Source organism: Acidovorax sp. GW821-FHT10E04 (genome assembly GCF_059415185.1).
The window spans coordinates 898241-914654 of the sequence record NZ_JBWKMT010000001.1; the positions used below are offsets into that span (position 1 = coordinate 898241).

A 16414-nucleotide genomic window follows, 5' to 3' on the forward strand; every position below is an offset into this window, starting at 1 on the left:
GCTACCATTCCCCGACTTCACGCACCCGCTGCGCCAGATCCGGGAACGCGTCCTCCGCCACCGCGGCTTCGGCCTCGGCAGGCATGGCCTGCGCAACCGCCACGCCAGCAGCGGGCGGTGCCGAGCGCGACAGGAACCTGCCAAAAAGATGGTGGCCCCAGGCGGCATGCGACGGGGCGGTGAACGGGATGGCGAACATGGCGGTTCCTTTTTATAAGGCTTCGGCGCTGCAAAAAACTGAGCGCCAGCGTAAGTCAGGGCTTCAATGCGCAGTGTAGGAATCCGCGCCGCACTCCTGTGTGACAGAACACACGGTCGCGGGCGTTTCACGCGGGCGTACCCCTTCCCGCGGCCCTGGGCTGTGACTTTTTTCACACACGGGCCGCCCCCTTACACTCTGCGCCCCATGCCCCACACTCTGGCCGCGCCCGCGCACAGCGAACTTGTCATCAAGAAAAGCCGGTTCATTGGCTGCGTGCAGCCCATGGCCGACCGAGCCAGCGCGCAGGCCGCGGTGGATGCGCTGTGGAAGCAGCACCCTGGTGCCGCGCACATCTGCTGGGCCCTGCTGGCGGGCGGCCAGTCGGCGGCGGTGGATGACGGCGAACCCGGGGGCACGGCCGGGCGGCCCATGCTCGACGTGCTGCGCCACCAGGACCTGGAGGGGGTGCTGGCCACGGTGGTGCGCTACTTTGGCGGCGTGAAGCTGGGAGCGGGCGGCCTCGTGCGCGCCTACACCGACACGGTGGCGCAGGCACTGCTCACCGCCCCCAAGGTCACGCTGCAGCGCATGAAAACCCTGCAGTGCCTGGTGCCCTACGCCCTGGAAGGCCTGCTGCGCCGCGAAATCGACCTGGCCGGGGCCGAACTGTCAGAGGTGCGGCATGGCAGCCTGGTCACCGTGCAGCTGCGCCTGCCCGAAGCGCGGGCCGCGGCCTTCGTGCAGCGCATCAACGACTGCGGCCAGGGCCGCGTGGGCTGGACCGAGCCGGCGGCCTGAACGACGGCACCTTTCGGGGCTGCCGCGAGGGCAAGGGCTTCGCCGGCCACGCCGCGCTGCCCGGGCAGGGGGAACCAACAAAGGCCTTTGCGCCTACAAGCGCCGCGCGGCCGGGCCGCGACACTCAGGGTTTGCAGGGCTCCCAAGGAACCACCCATGAGCCAACCGCTCGACACCATCATCATTGGCGCAGGCACAGCCGGCCTGGCCGCCCTGCGCGAGGTGCGCAAACGCACGGACCGCTACCTGATCGTCAACGAAGGGCCCTGGGGCACCACCTGCGCGCGGGTAGGCTGCATGCCCTCCAAGGCACTGATCGAGGCGGCCAACGCCTTTCACCGCCGCCACGCATTCGAGGAATTCGGCCTGCGGGGCGCACAGGCCCTGACCGCCGACATACCGGCCGTGCTGCGGCGCGTGCGCGCCCTGCGCGATGATTTCGTGGCGGGCGTTCTGAAGGCCACCAGCGGGCTGGGCAGCGCCCAGGTATCCGGGCGCGCGTCGCTGGCCGGCCCGCACGCGGTGGACATCGACGGCACCCGCCATGCCACGCGCAGCATCATCATCGCCACCGGCTCGCGCCCGAGCGTGCCGGACGAATGGCTGGCGTTTGGCGACCGCATGCTCACCACCGACACCCTGTTCGAGCAGCCCAGCCTCGGCCCCCGCATCGCCGTGATTGGCATGGGCCCCATCGGCGTGGAGATCTCCCAGGCGCTGGCCCGGCTCGGGCTGCAGGTGGCCGCCTTCACCACCGGCGACACACTGGCGGGCCTGAGCGACCCGGCGCTCAACGCCGAACTGACAGCGCTGCTCAAGAAGGACATGGTGCTGCACGCCGGGGCCCCGGCCGAACTGCGGGAAGTGCCCGGCGGCATCGAAGTGCGCAGCGGCTCCCACCGCGTGGTGGTGGACCAGGTCGTCGCTGCCATGGGCCGCGTACCCAATATCGAGCACCTGGGCCTGGACACCCTGGATGTGCTGCTGGACAAGCATGGCATGCCCACGGTGGATGCACGGACCCAGCAGATCGGCAGCCTGCCCGTGTTCCTGGCCGGGGACGCGAACGCCCACGTGCCGCTGCTGCACGAGGCGGCCGACGAAGGCCATATCGCCGGGATGAATGCCCTGGCGGAGACACCTGCGCGCTTTCAGCGCCGCACCCCGCTGGCCATCGTGTTCTGCGATCCCAACGTCGCGATGGTGGGCCAGCGCCTTGCCGACATGGACCCTGTCCACACCATCACGGGCACGGCCAGCTTCGACGACCAGGGCCGGGCCCGGGCAGCCCAGCACAACCATGGGCGCATCTGCCTGCACGCCGACCGGGCCACCGGCCGTCTGCAGGGCGCCGAGATGTGCGCGCCCCAGGGCGAACACATGGCCCACCTGCTTGCATTGGCCATTCAGCAGAAACTGACGGTGCACGACCTGCTGGGCATGCCGTTCTACCACCCCACGCTGGAGGAAGGCTTGCGCACGGCGCTTCGGGACGCAGCACGGCAGTTGCCCGGGGTTCGCGCGTCCGACCTGGCGGCGTGCGGAGCCATTGGGGCGGCGGCGCTGGAGTGAGAATGGCAACCCCAGGCGGGCCCGGATATGTAAAAACCCTCAAGCCTGCCGCACGCATGCCGATATGAATCCATCACCCCAAGGAATCACCATGGACGTCGCCCTCACCAACAGCATCGTCAACACCGCCACCGCGCTGGCCAGTGCCAAGACGTCCGATGCGCTGAACATGGTGGTGCTGAAGAAGGCGCTGGACATGCAGGCCACGTCAGCGGCCACGCTGCTGGATGCCATGCAGCAATCCATGCCCCAGCCAGGGCTGGCCACGTCCGGCACGCTGGGTACCCAGGTCAACACGTTCGCCTGAGGCCCCCTTCGGCCAAAAAGCAGACGCGCAGCTATCGCAGCCGTGCAGGCGACAGCCCTTGCGGCGCCACCCCCTCGCGCACCAGTTCTTCCGCCAGTGGCTCGCCGCGCAGCAGCTGCCGCGCCAGCAACGAGGCGCCCGCCGCGCTCTGAATCCCATACCCACCCTGCCCCGCCAGCCAGAAAAAGCCGGGTACATGGTTGTCCCAGCCAATCACCATGTCGCCATCGGGCACGAACGAGCGCAGGCCCGCCCAGGTGTGGGAGGGGCGGCGGATCTGGAAGGTAGTTTTTTCCTCGATGTGATAAATCCCCGTGGCCACGTCCAGTTCTTCGGGCACCACGTCGTGCGGGTGCGTAGGGTCCGCGTTGGCCGGCGAGCCCAGCAGCTGGCCCGCATCGGGCTTGAAGTAAAAACTCTCGTCGATGCCGATCACCGCAGGCCAGTGCGTGGCATCCATGCCCTCGGGCACGGCAAAGGTGAAGGCGGTGCGGCGGCGCGGCTCCAGGCCAATGGGCGGCACGCCTGCCAGGCCCGCTACCACGTCAGCCCAGGCGCCTGCGGCGTTCACAATGGTTTTGGCCTGCAGCACCCGGCCATCGGCCAGGGTCACCTTCCAGCTATCGCCAACGCGCTGCAGGGCCGTGACCTCGGCATTCGTCAGCACCTGGCCGCCGCGCTGGCGCAGGCCACGCAGGTAGCCCTGGTGCAGCGCGTGCACATCGATGTCGGCCGCCTCGGGCTCGCTCATGCCTGCGGCCACGGCTTCGGGCTTCAGGCACGGCAGCTGGGCCAGCAGTGCGGCCTGCTCCACCCATTCCACGTTGGGCGAGATCGCATGGGCCTCTGCATAGGCCTGTTTCAGCATGTCGAGCTGGTCCGGCCCCGCCACGTAGACGACGCCACGGGGCGAGAGGATGGGGTCCGACCCGAACTTTGGCGGCGGCGCGTCGTAAAAAGCGCGGCTCGCCCGCGTCAGCGCCTGGATGTTCGGTGTGCCGTAGGTAGCCATGTACAGCGCGGCCGAACGGCCGGTGGTGTGGTAACCGGGCTGCGATTCGCGCTCCAGCAGCAGCACGCTGGCGCCCTGCCCCCCGACGCGCTCCTGTACAAGCTGCCACGCCACCGAGGCGCCCGCGATGCCCGCGCCAATGACGATGGTGTCCGCTGATTGCATGGTTCTGTCTCCTGGCTCGAATTACACCGCTGACACTTGCGCCGCCGAGGTGGCACGGTCATCACGCGGCAGGCTGCGCGCATCGCGCGGATCGGGCGCACCGGTCACGATGGAGGTCAGCGTGGGCGCGGCGTTTGTTTGCATCAGCTTGGCGATGTCAGGCCGTGGGCGGGCAAGCCCGGCGATGCCCTTGAAGGCTTGCTCCAGCGCGTGGCCCACGCCCAGCGTGTGGCGGTCGGCGCGAAAGCGCCCGACGATCTGCAGACCAAACGGCATCCCCACGTCATCCAGCCCGCACGGCAAACTGAGCGCTGGGTGCGTGGTCAACGTGGTCACATAGGTCAGCGCCAGCCATCGGTAGTAGTTGGCCTGCGGCTCGCCGTTGATGTGGCTGGCGAACAGCTGCGTCCACGCAAAAGGCGACACGGGCGTGGTGGGCGCCAGGATCACGTCGTACTGCTCATACAACTTCTGGAACTGCGCCAGGATGCGCGTCTGCTCGGCCTGCGCCCAGGCGCTGTCCAGCAACGTCATCGCCGCGCCCATCTCGTAGTTGGCGCGGGTGTTGGGGCCCAGGCTGGTGGGGTCGCGCTCATAGGCCTCGCGCGTGCTGGCCACAAAGGCTTCGGCGCGCAGCACGTCAAAGCAGCGGTGCACGTCACCCAGGTCGATGTCGATGGCATCGCAGCTGGCAAACAGGTGCTTCATGGCCTGCACCTTCTGGCGGAACACGGCGCGGATGCCGTTGTCCACGGCGCAGGCGCCAAGATCTTCGGTGTACGCCACGCGCAGGCGGCTCAGGTCCACCGCTTCGGGCAACAAAAAACTCATCGGGTCCAGCGGGTAGCTCAGCGGGTCGCCCGCCGACATACCCGCCGTGGCGGCCAGTTGCAGGCAGGCCTCTTCTACCGTACGGCCCATGGGGCCCACCACCGAAATCGGCGTCCAGCCCAGCAGCTTGCGCGAGCTGGGCACCACGCCGGGCGACGGCCGGAAGCCCACCACGCCACAGATAGAAGCTGGAATGCGCAGCGAGCCGCCCGTGTCCGACCCCGTGCACACCGGCAGCATGTCGCACGCCAGCGCAGCGGCAGAGCCGCCCGACGAGCCTCCGGCGTTCAGGTTGGGGTTGAACGGATTGCCGGTGGCGCCCCACACGGTGTTGCGCGAGTTGGCACCGGCGCCCATCTCGGGGATGTTGGTCTTTCCGGTGACGATGGCGCCCGCCGCGCGCAGGCGCGCCACCAGCACGTTGTCCTCCGCCGGGATATTGCCGCAGTAGATCTCCGAGCCATAGGTGGTCAGCAGCCCGGCCGTGGCTTCCAGGTCCTTCACGCCCAGCGGCAGGCCGTGCAGCAGGCCCAGCGGCTCGCCGCGCAGCACCGCCTGCTCGGCGGCCTGGGCCTCGGCGCGGGCGCGGTCGTAGCAGGTGGCGGTGATGGCATTCACATGCGGGTTGACGGCCTCGATGCGCGCCATGCAGGCGTCGAGCAGCTCGACGGGCGAGATCTCGCCCGTGCCGATGCGGTGGCGCAGTTCATTGGCGGTCAGCTCGACCAGGGCGTTGTGTGGAGTGGTCATGGCGTTGGTGTCCCTTTCGTCGTTCTGTGGTTTTTCCGCTGGTGCGGCTGGCGGCGGTGTTGGCCGGGGCGTGAAACGGCGCGAACCCACGGCCGCCATCTTGGCATGGTGGGGGCGCCCCCACCCGTTGCTTCAGAACCCGGGCAATGCCCTCATCACAGCCGCCACCAGATTCTGGACGGGAGCGTCCGAGCTCAGTTCGATATGGGGACCGCGCCGTGCCGCGAGCCAGTCCCGCTGCCTCTGCAGGCTTCTGCCTGGCAACACCCCGTCATCGTATTGAGCCGCCCATTCCAGGAAAGCAGGATTCGCCTGGCCAAAGCGCTGCGCCTCCCGGTGGCGAAGGCGCGCGAGGCGCGCGGGAGCATCCAGGTAGAGAAACACGATCAGGTCAAAGCAGTCTTCCAGTTCCTGCCCCCACCCGGCCACGGAACCGGCCAGCACCGCCACCTTGCTGGCGCGCAAGTCGCCGAGGAGCAGGGCCAGGCGCTGTGTAGGGTCCCGCCTGCTGGTGAACGGCGGCGTGGTGGGCAGCCAGTAGTAGTCGTCAGCGTCGAGGTGGGCCCCGTTCAACGCTGCGGCCAGGGCCGCGCTCAGCGTGGACGTGCCAGAGCCTGAAGCACCGGTGACATGGATTCGCAGCAGCTGGGTCAATGGTGGATTCCTTGAACTGTATTTTTGCCAAGACCAATGGCGATAATGATACCTATGTTTATCTTTTTCAAATAAAAGAGTATAAATATAATCATGAACAACTATCTCATTCAGAGCCTGGCCATCGCCCGCAAAGCCGGCAAGCTCACCCAGGCCGAACTCGCCGAGCGCGCGGGCCTCTCCCGCATGACCGTCCAGCGCACCGAAGGTGGCGACCTGGACCCGCGCTACTCCACCCTGGCCGAGATGGCCCGCGTGCTGGGCATGGACATCATTGCCGTGCCCAGCAGCCTGCGGCCCAGCCTGGAGGCGTTCATCCAGTCGGGCGGCAAGTTCCTGGGCCAGCCCGCGGGAGTGGACGCGCCGCCGTCGGTGGTGGACAGCCTGAGCCGCGCCGGCTGAGGCCGCCAGCGCCCACACCCGCACGCGCCTGCGCATACCCGGCCCCATGAGCACCTCCATCCGCTACCTGCGCCTGTACCTGCACCGCCCCGCCCTGGCAGACGGCGCGGCGGGCGGGCGCGAGGCGATTGGCTACCTTTCGCAGTACGGCGACATCCTGCGCGTGTCGTTTGACGAGAGCTACATCCGCAACCCGCAGCGCCCCACCCTGTCGCTCAGCTTTCAGGGTGCCGACGAGGCAGCCACGCAGCAGATCCTGGCGTCGGCGCGGGATGCACGGCTGGTGCGCACCGACGGGCGCTGGCCCGTGTATTTTCAGAACCTGCTGCCCGAGGGCCACAACCGCGAGCGGCTGGCGCGCGAGCGCGGCTGCAGCCCCGACGACGAGTTCGAACTGCTGGCCGCCGCGGGCCACGACCTGATGGGCGCGCTGGAGGTGGAGCCCGTGCCCGCGCAAGACGGCATCCCCGACGTGGTGCGGCACTGGCACACCACGCAAGGGCTGGACGTGCTGGAGCCGGGCTTTGTCGAGTTCCCGGTGGAAGACGCCGCATCGCTGCCCGGCGTGGTCACCAAGTTCAGCGCGGTGCTGGACGGCCGCCGCTACACCGTGCGCCGCCAGGGCGCGGCCGGCAGCGTGATCCTCAAGCTGCCCACCACCGCGCACCCCGACCTGGTGGCCAACGAGTTCGCCGGCTACCAGCTGTGCAAGGCGCTGGGCCTGCACTGCGCCGATGCACGCGTCATCACCCGCGCCGAGGCCGACCTGCCGGGCACCGTGCCCTTCAACGAGATATTGGCCGTGCAGCGCTTTGACCACCTGCCCGGCGGCGCCCGCGTGCACATGGAGGAGTTCAACCAGGTGCTGGGCTACACCCCGCGGCAAAAGTACGGCAAGGGCATCCTGCAGGACTGGTCCACCATGCTGCGCGTGCTCAACCGCCTGAGCCGCCAGCCGGTGCAAGACACACGCGAGTTCCTGGCGCGCATGGTGGCGTTCATCCTCATGGGCAACACCGATGCGCACCTGAAGAACTGGGCGCTGGTCTACCCCGACGGGCGCGTGCCGCAACTGGCGCCGGTGTACGACCCGGTGTGCGTGGCCGCGTTCTTCGAGGGCGTGCCCGAGGGCCAGTACGCGATGAACCGCTCCATCGACCGCGCGCTGCGCGCGTTCAGCTGGGACGACATGGAAGGCCTCATGAAGTCGGCCGGACTGCTGCGCGTACCGCGCCACCTGGCGCTCCTGCGCGACACGGTGGCGCGGGCCCGGGAGCAATGGCCCCGCCTGATCGCGGATGCACCCGATTCCCTGCGGGCCGCCGTCAGCCAGCGGCTTGCCGGGGGCGTGGCCCTGGCACGTTGACAGCAGGCGACGTTGCAAAATGTGAGGGCGCCCTCGGGCACGCGTGTGCACCATCGGCCGTGCCCTCTTTCCATTCTCCTGTCCCCTGCCCCTCCATGTCCGCCGCTGCCGCCCCCACGCCCCTGCCCCACCAGCTGCCGCCAGACACGGAGACGGGCGCCTTGCGGGTCCCCCACCTCAAGCGCTGCTGGGCCCGCTGGATGGCCGCCCGCAGGGGCCTGGCACAGAGCTCCCACGGGGAAGGCCACCGCACGCAGATCGTGCTGGCCGCGCTGGGGGTGGGGCTGGAGCAGACCATGCAGTACGTGCTGCGCGAGGCCCCGGAGTTCGCCGCCTTCGAGGACTGGATCGTGCGCACGGCGGGCGCGCCCGATGCAACCAACGTGGCGCGGATTCAAGCCCTTGTGGATGGCGGCCCGGCGCCCGAAGCGGCCTTGCAGTTGCATGCCCGAATCGACGCGATGGAGCCCGTGCTGAATACGGACGACCTGGCGCATTGGGACGAGCATGGCTACGTGGTGGTGCGCGCTGCCGTGCCGCCGCACGACAGCGCCGCCGCGGCGCACGCCGTGTGGGACGCGGTGCGCGCCGACCCCGCCGATACGGCGTCGTGGTATGCCCACGCCCCGCGCAACACCATGGTCCAGCTGTTCCAGCACCCCGCCTTCGAGGCCAACCGGCGCTCCCTGCGCATCCACAAGGCCTTTGCCCAGCTGTGGGGCACGGCGGACCTGTGGCGCAGCACGGACCGCTGCGGGTTCAATCCACCCGAACGCGCGGGCTACCCCTATGGCGGCCAGGGCATGCATTGGGATGTGAGCCTGCACCAGCCCATCCCCTTCGCCACCCAGGGCATCCTGTACCTGACCGACACGCCCCCCGAACAGGGCGCCCTCACCCTGGTGCCGGGTTTTCACCGCCGGGTGGGCGGCTGGCTGGAGCACCTGCCCGCCGGCGCCGACCCGCGCCAGCAGGACCTGCACGCGCTGGGCGCCACGCCCATCGGCGCCCACGCGGGCGACCTGGTGATCTGGCACCAGGCCCTGCCCCATGGCCCCAGCCCGAACCGGGGCGCGCGGCCCCGCCTGGTGCAGTACATCAACATGGCCCCCGCCCACGTCCCCAGCCACGCCACCTGGATCTGACACCGCCCGCCCCTTCGCCCCGCGCGTCCCGGCAAGGCGCCGCTCCATCCGGCGGCATTGGGTGGCATCCACCGTGGCCGGCGGCCGGCGCCCTTCAGTCCTCGGCCACCCGCCTGGCCTCCTTGCGCTTCTCGTAGCGCCGCATCAGCGGCGTGACCGAGATGCCGTGCAGCAGCACCGAGGCCACCACCACCGCCAGCGTGATCGCCAGCAGGCGCTGCGCGATCACCGGGTGCAGGCCGTGCGTGATGGCGTACATGAGGTAGTACACGGAGCCGATGCCGCGGATGCCAAACCACGCGATGAGGCGGCGCTGGGAGCGCTTCGCCCGGGTCCCCACCAAACCGGCGTAGACCGCCAAGGGGCGGATGGCGAACAGCAGCAGGGGGACGAACCACAGCACCTCGGCATCAAAGTTCACCACGGTGAGCAGGGCGCCCACCACCAGCACCACGGCGACTTCGGCGATGCGCTCGAGCTGGGCGTTGAACCGCTCGACCGCCTGCATCATGTGGCCCGGCGCCTGCGCGGGCTCCATGTGCCCGACTTCCGTGGCGCCCTCCACCTCCGCCAACGTCGGCGCAGGGCCGGCGGGCTGCGCCGCCACGCGCCGCAGCGCCAGCCCGGCGGCGAAGACGGCCAGAAACCCGTAGGCATGGCACAGCAGGGCCGTGCCATAGGCCAGCGCGATGAGGCCCAGCACCATGAACTCGTCCGGCCCCAGCATCTCGCGGTGGCGCATGCGCAGGTACAGGATGGCCCGGCCCACCACCGCGCCCAGCGCGAAGCCGATGCCCACGCCCCCCGCCACGGCCCAGAGCACGTCCACCGCCCACCAGCGCCATCCCCCCTCGCCCAGGTCATGCAGGGACATCAGCCCGAGGCCGAGCATCACCAGGGGAAACGCGGTGCCGTCATTGAGCCCGCCCTCGCCCGTCAGGCCAAAGCGCAGGCGGTCGCGGTCCTGGGGGTCGGCCACCTGCACGTCCGACGCGAGCACGGGGTCGGTCGGGGCGAGGATGGCCCCCAGCAACACCGACACCCCCAGCGGCAGCCGCAGCAGCCACACGCCCACGGCCGCGATGGCCCCCACCGTCAGCAGCATGGAGACCGTGGCCAGCTGCAGCGGGATGCGCCAGCGCGCATCGCGCAGCGGCAGCTCCAGCTTCAGGCCCACGGTGAAGAGCGAAATCAGCACGGCGATCTCGGTGAGCCGCTCCAGCAGCGCCGCATCGCCCAGCGGGTCCAGCACCAGCAGGCCCAGCCCCCAGGGGCCGATGCCCACGCCCACGGCCAGGTAAAGGATGGCCGAGCTGAGCGGTACGCGCGAGATCAGCGAACTCGTCAGTGTCATCACCACCAGGAGCAGGCCCACCAGCAGGAAGCCCAGCGGGACAAGCAGGGCTTCGCTCATGGAGACACCGCGCCACACCCCCGGCGCACGGCCAGGGCGCCCCTGGCGCACGGGGGCAGGGGCCGGGCTGGGTGGCGAAAAGATGGCACGCTCATCACGCCACTTTACGGCCGTGCCCCGGCAAGGCTGTGCCGGGGCACGGCCCCTGCGGCTGTCAGCGGATGCCGCCAGTACCGAAACCTGTTCACAATCGCGCAAACCCTTCTTCGGCCCGCGCATGAACCTGTCAATGCTCCTCAAGATCGCCATCGCGCTGGCGGTGGCCTTTTTCGCCATCGAGAAGCTGCGGGTGCACCGGGCCGACCAGCGGCTGCAGAGCCTGGGGCCCGCCGCCGTGACGCAGCAGCAGCAGTTCGCGGACAGCCCGGTGCAGGCCGCCACCAGCGAGGCGCCTTTCGAGTTCCGGGGCTACCAGGTCAAGCCGCTGGCGGCATTCGCGGTGCGCGCACGGGTGCTGGCACGCGAGGACTACCACGCGGGCAAGGAAGCCGAGCTCTCCCCCGTGGACCTGGCGCTGGGGTGGAAGCGCATGGCGGAGCCGGCCGTGTACGAGCCCCTGGGCATCACCCAGGGCAACCGCTGGTACCGCTACTCCTGGCGCGACCAGCCGCCCATCCCGCTGCAGGAGATCATCGAATCGTCCGCCAACATGCACATGATCGCGGCCACGCCCACGGTGGAACGGGCGCTCAAGAAGGCACGCAAGGGCGGGTACATCCGCATCACGGGCAAGCTGGTCGAGGTCTCCCACCCCAGCGGCTGGCGCTGGACCAGCTCGCTCACGCGGTCGGACTCGGGCGCGCATTCGTGCGAGCTGGTGTTCGTGGAATCCGCGCAGGTGGAAGACTGAGCGGCGGGCCAGGCCCGGGGGCATTTCCACGACAACCTCCAAAAATGATAGCGTCGCACGCTGACCCAACCAGCGCTCAGGGCGGTTTCGGCCCAAAAATACGACAGACCCGCAGGGCACGCACCGCAGCGCCCCCAAAGCCCGGATACTCGGGTGGCGGGGCCGGTGGTTGCGCGGCGCGGCGGCTTCCCTTGCGCACAGCCACCTTCACCGCCTGACCGCCAGAAAGGATGCCCATGGCCAAGATCCTGGAAGTGAAGTACGAGCACCAGGCCGATGCGCGCGTGTGCGAGGTCGCCCACGAAAGCCTGGCCGACCTGTGCTGGCACGAGGTGGCCTATGCCACGCAGGCCAGCGGCGATGCGATCTGGTTCTTCGTGGCCTACGCGAACCAGGCCAGCTTCAAGGTCCTGCGGGTCAGGCACGCCAGCCAGGCGGACCTGAAGCTGTTCAAGGTGGGCACTCCCGAACAGGCAGGCTGGCGCAACAAGGACCATCTGCTGCGCGGCAAGCTGGGCTGAGCCCCGGCGCGCGGCCAGGGCGCAGCCCCAACGCCACCCTGCCATGGTGCTGGCGACGCGAATCGCAGGCCCAGCCTTGCCGCAACGCGAGGCCTGCCCCCCGCGCGCGCGGCGTGGCGCGCGTAACATGGCGCCTGGGCGCCGCGCGCCGGGCCGCGCACCCCGAATACTCCTGATTTGATAGCTGCCAGCGCTTGCTGCAAAAGCGCTAGTAGCCATTTTGACCAAATTTTCCCCATGGCCACAGCCACCGATCTGCCGTCCCCGCCCCCCGAACCCGCGCCCCGGCCACAGCCGCGCAACCCTGCCGACCTGTTCTGGTCCTTCACCTGGCTGGCCCTGCAGGGATTTGGCGGCGTACTGGCCGTGGTGCAGCGCGAACTGGTGGAGAAAAAACGCTGGATGACGAACGAGGAATTCGTCGAGGACTGGGCGGTGGCGCAGATCATGCCGGGCCCCAACGTGGTCAACCTCAGCATCATGATCGGCGACCGCTACTTCGGCCTGCGCGGCGCGCTCGCGGCGCTAGCGGGCATGCTGACCTTTCCGCTGATCCTGGTGCTGGCCCTGGCCGTAGTCTATGCCGAGTTCTCCAGCCACCCGGCCGTGGCGGGCGCGCTGCGCGGCATGGGCGCCGTGGCGGCGGGGCTGATCGCCGGGGTGGGCATCAAGCTCTTCGTCTCCATCCAGAAACACCCCCTGGGCCGCCCGCTGTGCGTGGCCTTCGTGGCGCTCACCATCGTGGCCATGGTGGTGCTGCGCTGGCCACTGCTGTGGATCCTGCCGGTGGTCGGCGGCGCGGCATGCCTGCTCACCTGGAGGAAGCTCGCGCCATGAACACGTCCGCCTCCACCGCATTGACCGCCCCGCTGCTCGCGCTCGGCCCCGCCGACTGGTTCAACCTCTTCCTGTACTACATGTCGCTGTCGCTGCTGGCCGTGGGCGGCGCCATCGCCACCGCGCCCGACATGCACCGCTTCCTGGTCGAGCGCCAGGCTTGGCTGACCGACCCGCAGTTCAACGCCTCCATCGCCATCGCCCAGGCCGCACCCGGCCCCAACGTGCTGTTCATCGCGCTGCTGGGATGGAACGTGGGCATCAACGCCGGAGGCCCCGGCATGGCCGGCTGGCTGCTGGGCGCGCTGGGCATGGCGGTGTGCATGCTGGGCGTGATGCTGCCCAGCAGCCTGCTCACCTGGCTGGCCACGCGCTGGGGGCACCGCAACCGCGAGCGCCGGGGCGTGCGCGCCTTCAAGCAAGGCATGGCGCCGGTGGTCATCGGCCTGCTGCTGGCCACCTCCTGGGTGCTGGCGCGCGCCCATGGCGGCCCGGCCACGGCCTGGCCCCTGTGGCTGCTGAGCGCCGTCACCGTGGTGCTGGTGTGGCGCACCAGGCTGCACCTGCTGTGGATGCTGGCCGCGGGCGCCGTGCTGGGGGCCGTGGGCTGGGTCTAGGGTCTAGCGCGCCGGCCGGGCACGGGGCCGGCGGCGGCGCGGGCCCCGCGAGGCCGCTGGCCCAGCGGGGGCTGGGCCGCTGCTGGTCGCCTAGCTGATGCGGCGTCCGTTCTCCGCGTACACCGCCAGGTAGATCGCGTCCGAACCGATGTAGGGCGCCTTGTTGCCAAAGCCCACGTTGAAGTCGCCGAACGACAGCGAGCGGATGCTGGCCAGGCCCGAGCGCAGGCGTTCACGCGTGACGTCCTTGCCGGCATTCTTCAGGCCCTCGATCATGATCTGGCCGTTGAGCCAGCCTTCCAGCGCGCTGCCGCTGTTCAGGAACGCCGCATCGCCGCCCGTGGCCTTCATGCTGCTCTGGAACTTGCGCACCACCACCGACTTTTGCGAGTTGGCATCCGGGAACACCTGCACCAGCGCCAGGCCGCGCGTGGAAGCGGCGAGCTTGGGCAGCTCGGAGGAGATCACCGTGACCGACAGGCCCGCCAGCGGCACGCCCTGCGCCTTGGCGCGAAAGGCCTGCACGAACGCGGTGTTGGCCGTGCCGGTGGTGGCCAGCAGCACGGCGCCCGGGCGCTCGGCGGCCACCTTGTCGGCCAGCTCGGCGCCGTTCTTGCCATCCACGGCCAGGGCAAACTCGCCCGCGCGCTCGACCTTGATCTCGTCGAGCACCTTGGACATGTCCTTGAGCACTTCCTTGCCAAAGGGGTTGTCCAGGTAGACCACGGCAATGCGCTTGAGGCCCATGTCCACGATCTGCTTGACCAGGCGCTGCGTCTCTTCGCGGTACGTGGGGCGCAGGAAGAACACATGGCGGTTTTCGGGCATGCGCAGCGAAGTGGCGCCCGTGACGGGCCCCACGGTGGGAATGCCCTTGGATTCGATGAGCGGAAGAATGGACGCGGTATTGGCCGTGCCCAGCGGCGAGATCAGCGCGAACACCGACTGCGCCTCGACCATGCCGGTCACGTTCTGCAGGGTGCGGCTGGCCACATAGCCGTCGTCCTTGATCTCCATGCGGATCTCGCGGCCGTGCACGCCGCCGGCGCTGTTCACTTCGGCAAACGCCGCCTTCATGCCCGCCACCTGCTCGATGCCTGCCTGGCCCAGCGGGCCGGTCAGCGCGATGGAGCAGCCCAGGTTGACGCTCCGGGCGGTCAGGGCTTCTTCTGCGGCCATGGCGGTCTGGGCCCATGCGGGCAAGCCGGTGGCAGCCACGGCCTGGGTGGCGCGCAAAAGAAAGTGTCTACGGCTCATGTCGATACGCCCCAAAGTAGTGCAAAGGTGGCGCAGGCTACAGGCAGATGCGGGTTTCACTTGTCAGCTTCGCGACAGCTGTGCGCATCACGTCACACCACGGCCGCCGGCCCGCAGCAAAGAACCTGCCTGCGCTCTAGCCGCGGGCCAGCAGCAGTTGCGGCAGGAGCGTGGCGGCGGTGCCACGCAGCACCGCATGCGCGGCGCCATCCAGCTCGCTGGGCGCGGGGTTGAGCACCGCCACCCGGGCACCGGCCGCGCGCGCCTGGTGCGCCAGGCCGGCCGCCGGGTAGACCGCACCGGCCGTGCCCACGACCAGCATCAGGTCGCAACGCCCGGCTGCGTGCTGCGCGGCCTCGAGCGTTGCATACGGCAGGGCCTCCCCGAACCACACCACCCCGGGGCGCAGCAGGTTGCCGCAGCGGTCGCAATATGGCGGACGGCCCGCCACGGCGTGGTCGACATGGCAGCAGTTGCGCGGCATATCCAGCCAGCGGTCCTGGAAGATGTCGCCGTGCAGGCACAGCACTCCGGCGCTGCCGGCACGCTGGTGCAGGCCATCGACGTTCTGGGTGATGAGCGTGAGGCGGCCAGGATCGCCACGCTGAAAATCGGCCAGCGCAAAATGCCCCGCATTGGGCGCCACCCCCTGCAGCAGATCGCGCCGGTACTGGTACCAGTCCCACACGCGCTGGGGGTGGGCGCGAAAGCCTTCCTCGGTCGCCATGTCCTCGGGGCGGAACTGGGCCCAGTAGCCCGTCCGGGCGTCACGGAAGGTGGGCACCCCCGATTCCGCGCTCACGCCCGCCCCGGTCAGCACGGCGATGTGGCGGGCCTGCCGCACCCAGTCCTTCACGGTGTCCAGCAAGGCCCCTCCTGCGTCGTCCGGGCCGGCGCAGGAATCAGGAGCGTTGACGGAGCGCCTCATACAGGCACACGCCGCTGGCCACCGACACGTTCAGGCTCTCGACCGCGCCCTTCATGGGAATGCTCACCAGTTCGTCGCAGGTCTTGCGCGTGAGCTGGCGCATGCCATCGCCCTCGGCGCCCAGCACCAGGGCCACGGGGCCTTTCAGGTCCACCTGGTAGACCGTCTTGGGCGCATCGTCGCTGGTGCCGATGCACCAGATGTTGCGCTCCTTGAGCTCGCCCAGCGTGCGCGCCAGATTGGTGACCATGAAGTACGGCATGGTCTCGGCCGCGCCGCTGGCCACCTTGGCCACCGTGGCGTTGATGCCCACGGCATGGTCCTTGGGGGCGATGACGGCATGCGCGCCCGCGCCATCGGCGACGCGCAGGCAGGCGCCCAGGTTGTGCGGGTCGGTCACGCCGTCGAGCACCAGCAGCAAAGGCTGCTCGATGCCGGCGGCTTCCAGGTTCTCCAGCAGTTCGTCGAGCGAAGTGACCTGGGCCACGGGCTCCACCCGCGCGGCCACGCCCTGGTGGCCGTGGCTGCCGGCCAGCTTGGCGATGCGCGCGCTGTCGGCCTCGATCAGGCGGGCACCGGCCTCGCGGGCACGGTCGAGAAACTGGCGCATGCGGGCGTCGCGCCGCGTGGCTTCGTAGTAAATCTCGATGATGGATTTCGGCGCGGTCTTCAGACGCACGCCCACGGCGTGAAAGCCGAAGAGAACTTTGGGGCTGGACATGGCGTGATTATCCGTTGCACGTCATAGCTATCATTTTTATAGCTACAGGCGCTTGCACTGCTTGC

General features: G+C 69.5%; 18 protein-coding genes. 10 read left to right on the forward strand and 8 right to left on the reverse strand.

The window, feature by feature from the left end:
- Nucleotide 1: 1 nt before the first annotated feature.
- On the reverse strand, nt 2-199 hold the full coding sequence (locus AC07OC_RS04080) for a hypothetical protein (protein ID WP_218295132.1): 198 nt from the start codon (nt 197-199) through the stop codon (nt 2-4).
- Between the two features lie 207 nt (nt 200-406).
- On the opposite strand from AC07OC_RS04080, the gene AC07OC_RS04085 reads away from it, so the two are divergent.
- The 3 genes from AC07OC_RS04085 to AC07OC_RS04095 all read left to right on the forward strand — a co-directional run bounded on the left by AC07OC_RS04085 (nt 407) and on the right by AC07OC_RS04095 (nt 2879).
- Complete coding sequence (locus tag AC07OC_RS04085; RefSeq protein ID WP_218338668.1) at nt 407-1000, forward strand: IMPACT family protein; 594 nt, start codon at nt 407-409, stop codon at nt 998-1000.
- Nucleotides 1001-1156: 156 nt separating this feature from the next.
- Nucleotides 1157-2572 (forward strand): dihydrolipoyl dehydrogenase, encoded by a 1416-nt coding sequence (locus AC07OC_RS04090; protein WP_218295134.1) that lies wholly within the window; start codon nt 1157-1159, stop codon nt 2570-2572.
- 91 nt (nt 2573-2663) lie between these two features.
- Complete coding sequence (locus AC07OC_RS04095) at nt 2664-2879, forward strand: YjfB family protein (RefSeq protein WP_218295135.1); 216 nt, start codon at nt 2664-2666, stop codon at nt 2877-2879.
- Between the two features lie 31 nt (nt 2880-2910).
- Here the strand turns inward: AC07OC_RS04095 and AC07OC_RS04100 are convergent, their stop codons facing one another.
- From AC07OC_RS04100 to AC07OC_RS04110, 3 genes are all read right to left on the reverse strand, one after another.
- Complete coding sequence (locus tag AC07OC_RS04100; protein ID WP_492805298.1) at nt 2911-4056, reverse strand: NAD(P)/FAD-dependent oxidoreductase; 1146 nt, start codon at nt 4054-4056, stop codon at nt 2911-2913.
- A 21-nt stretch (nt 4057-4077) separates the two neighbouring features.
- A complete protein-coding gene (locus AC07OC_RS04105) occupies nt 4078-5637 on the reverse strand; it encodes an amidase (RefSeq protein WP_494600424.1) in 1560 nt (519 codons plus the stop codon).
- Between the two features lie 132 nt (nt 5638-5769).
- The gene (locus tag AC07OC_RS04110) at nt 5770-6291 is read right to left on the reverse strand and encodes a P-loop NTPase family protein (protein WP_255594663.1); all 522 of its coding nucleotides are present in this window, start codon (nt 6289-6291) and stop codon (nt 5770-5772) included.
- Between the two features lie 93 nt (nt 6292-6384).
- Here AC07OC_RS04110 and AC07OC_RS04115 point away from each other — a divergent pair, with 93 nt between their 5' ends.
- The 3 genes from AC07OC_RS04115 (at nt 6385) to AC07OC_RS04125 (ending at nt 9204) form a co-directional block, all read left to right on the forward strand.
- Entirely contained in the window at nt 6385-6693 is a 309-nt protein-coding gene (locus AC07OC_RS04115) for a helix-turn-helix domain-containing protein (RefSeq protein ID WP_492805301.1), read from the forward strand.
- Between the two features lie 46 nt (nt 6694-6739).
- Complete coding sequence (locus tag AC07OC_RS04120) at nt 6740-8059, forward strand: type II toxin-antitoxin system HipA family toxin (RefSeq protein WP_492805303.1); 1320 nt, start codon at nt 6740-6742, stop codon at nt 8057-8059.
- A gap of 95 nt (nt 8060-8154) precedes the next feature.
- The gene (locus tag AC07OC_RS04125; protein WP_494600425.1) at nt 8155-9204 is read left to right on the forward strand and encodes a phytanoyl-CoA dioxygenase family protein; all 1050 of its coding nucleotides are present in this window, start codon (nt 8155-8157) and stop codon (nt 9202-9204) included.
- 94 nt (nt 9205-9298) lie between these two features.
- On the opposite strand, the gene AC07OC_RS04130 is transcribed toward AC07OC_RS04125, so the two are convergent.
- Nucleotides 9299-10618: a cation:proton antiporter gene (locus AC07OC_RS04130; protein ID WP_494600426.1), complete on the reverse strand. Its 1320-nt coding sequence runs from the start codon at nt 10616-10618 to the stop codon at nt 9299-9301.
- Nucleotides 10619-10835: 217 nt separating this feature from the next.
- On the opposite strand from AC07OC_RS04130, the gene AC07OC_RS04135 reads away from it, so the two are divergent.
- The 4 genes from AC07OC_RS04135 to AC07OC_RS04150 all read left to right on the forward strand — a co-directional run bounded on the left by AC07OC_RS04135 (nt 10836) and on the right by AC07OC_RS04150 (nt 13443).
- Nucleotides 10836-11468, forward strand: coding sequence for a hypothetical protein (locus tag AC07OC_RS04135; RefSeq protein ID WP_218338672.1), 633 nt, complete (start codon nt 10836-10838; stop codon nt 11466-11468).
- Between the two features lie 236 nt (nt 11469-11704).
- On the forward strand, nt 11705-11989 hold the full coding sequence (locus AC07OC_RS04140; RefSeq protein ID WP_218295142.1) for a 7(1) septoil knot domain-containing protein: 285 nt from the start codon (nt 11705-11707) through the stop codon (nt 11987-11989).
- A 237-nt stretch (nt 11990-12226) separates the two neighbouring features.
- On the forward strand, nt 12227-12826 hold the full coding sequence (locus AC07OC_RS04145) for a chromate transporter (RefSeq protein WP_218338673.1): 600 nt from the start codon (nt 12227-12229) through the stop codon (nt 12824-12826).
- Nucleotides 12823-13443: a chromate transporter gene (locus AC07OC_RS04150; RefSeq protein WP_218338674.1), complete on the forward strand. Its 621-nt coding sequence runs from the start codon at nt 12823-12825 to the stop codon at nt 13441-13443. The genes AC07OC_RS04145 and AC07OC_RS04150 overlap by 4 nt, the downstream gene beginning before the upstream one ends.
- Before the next feature lie 90 nt (nt 13444-13533).
- Here AC07OC_RS04150 and AC07OC_RS04155 read toward each other — a convergent pair whose 3' ends face one another.
- The 3 genes from AC07OC_RS04155 to rlmB form a co-directional block, all read right to left on the reverse strand.
- Nucleotides 13534-14700: an ABC transporter substrate-binding protein gene (locus AC07OC_RS04155; protein WP_369642382.1), complete on the reverse strand. Its 1167-nt coding sequence runs from the start codon at nt 14698-14700 to the stop codon at nt 13534-13536.
- Nucleotides 14701-14836: 136 nt separating this feature from the next.
- Nucleotides 14837-15568: an SIR2 family NAD-dependent protein deacylase gene (locus AC07OC_RS04160; RefSeq protein ID WP_255590812.1), complete on the reverse strand. Its 732-nt coding sequence runs from the start codon at nt 15566-15568 to the stop codon at nt 14837-14839.
- 34 nt (nt 15569-15602) lie between these two features.
- Entirely contained in the window at nt 15603-16349 is a 747-nt protein-coding gene (gene rlmB / locus AC07OC_RS04165) for a 23S rRNA (guanosine(2251)-2'-O)-methyltransferase RlmB (RefSeq protein ID WP_218338677.1), read from the reverse strand.
- Nucleotides 16350-16414 lie beyond the last annotated feature (65 nt).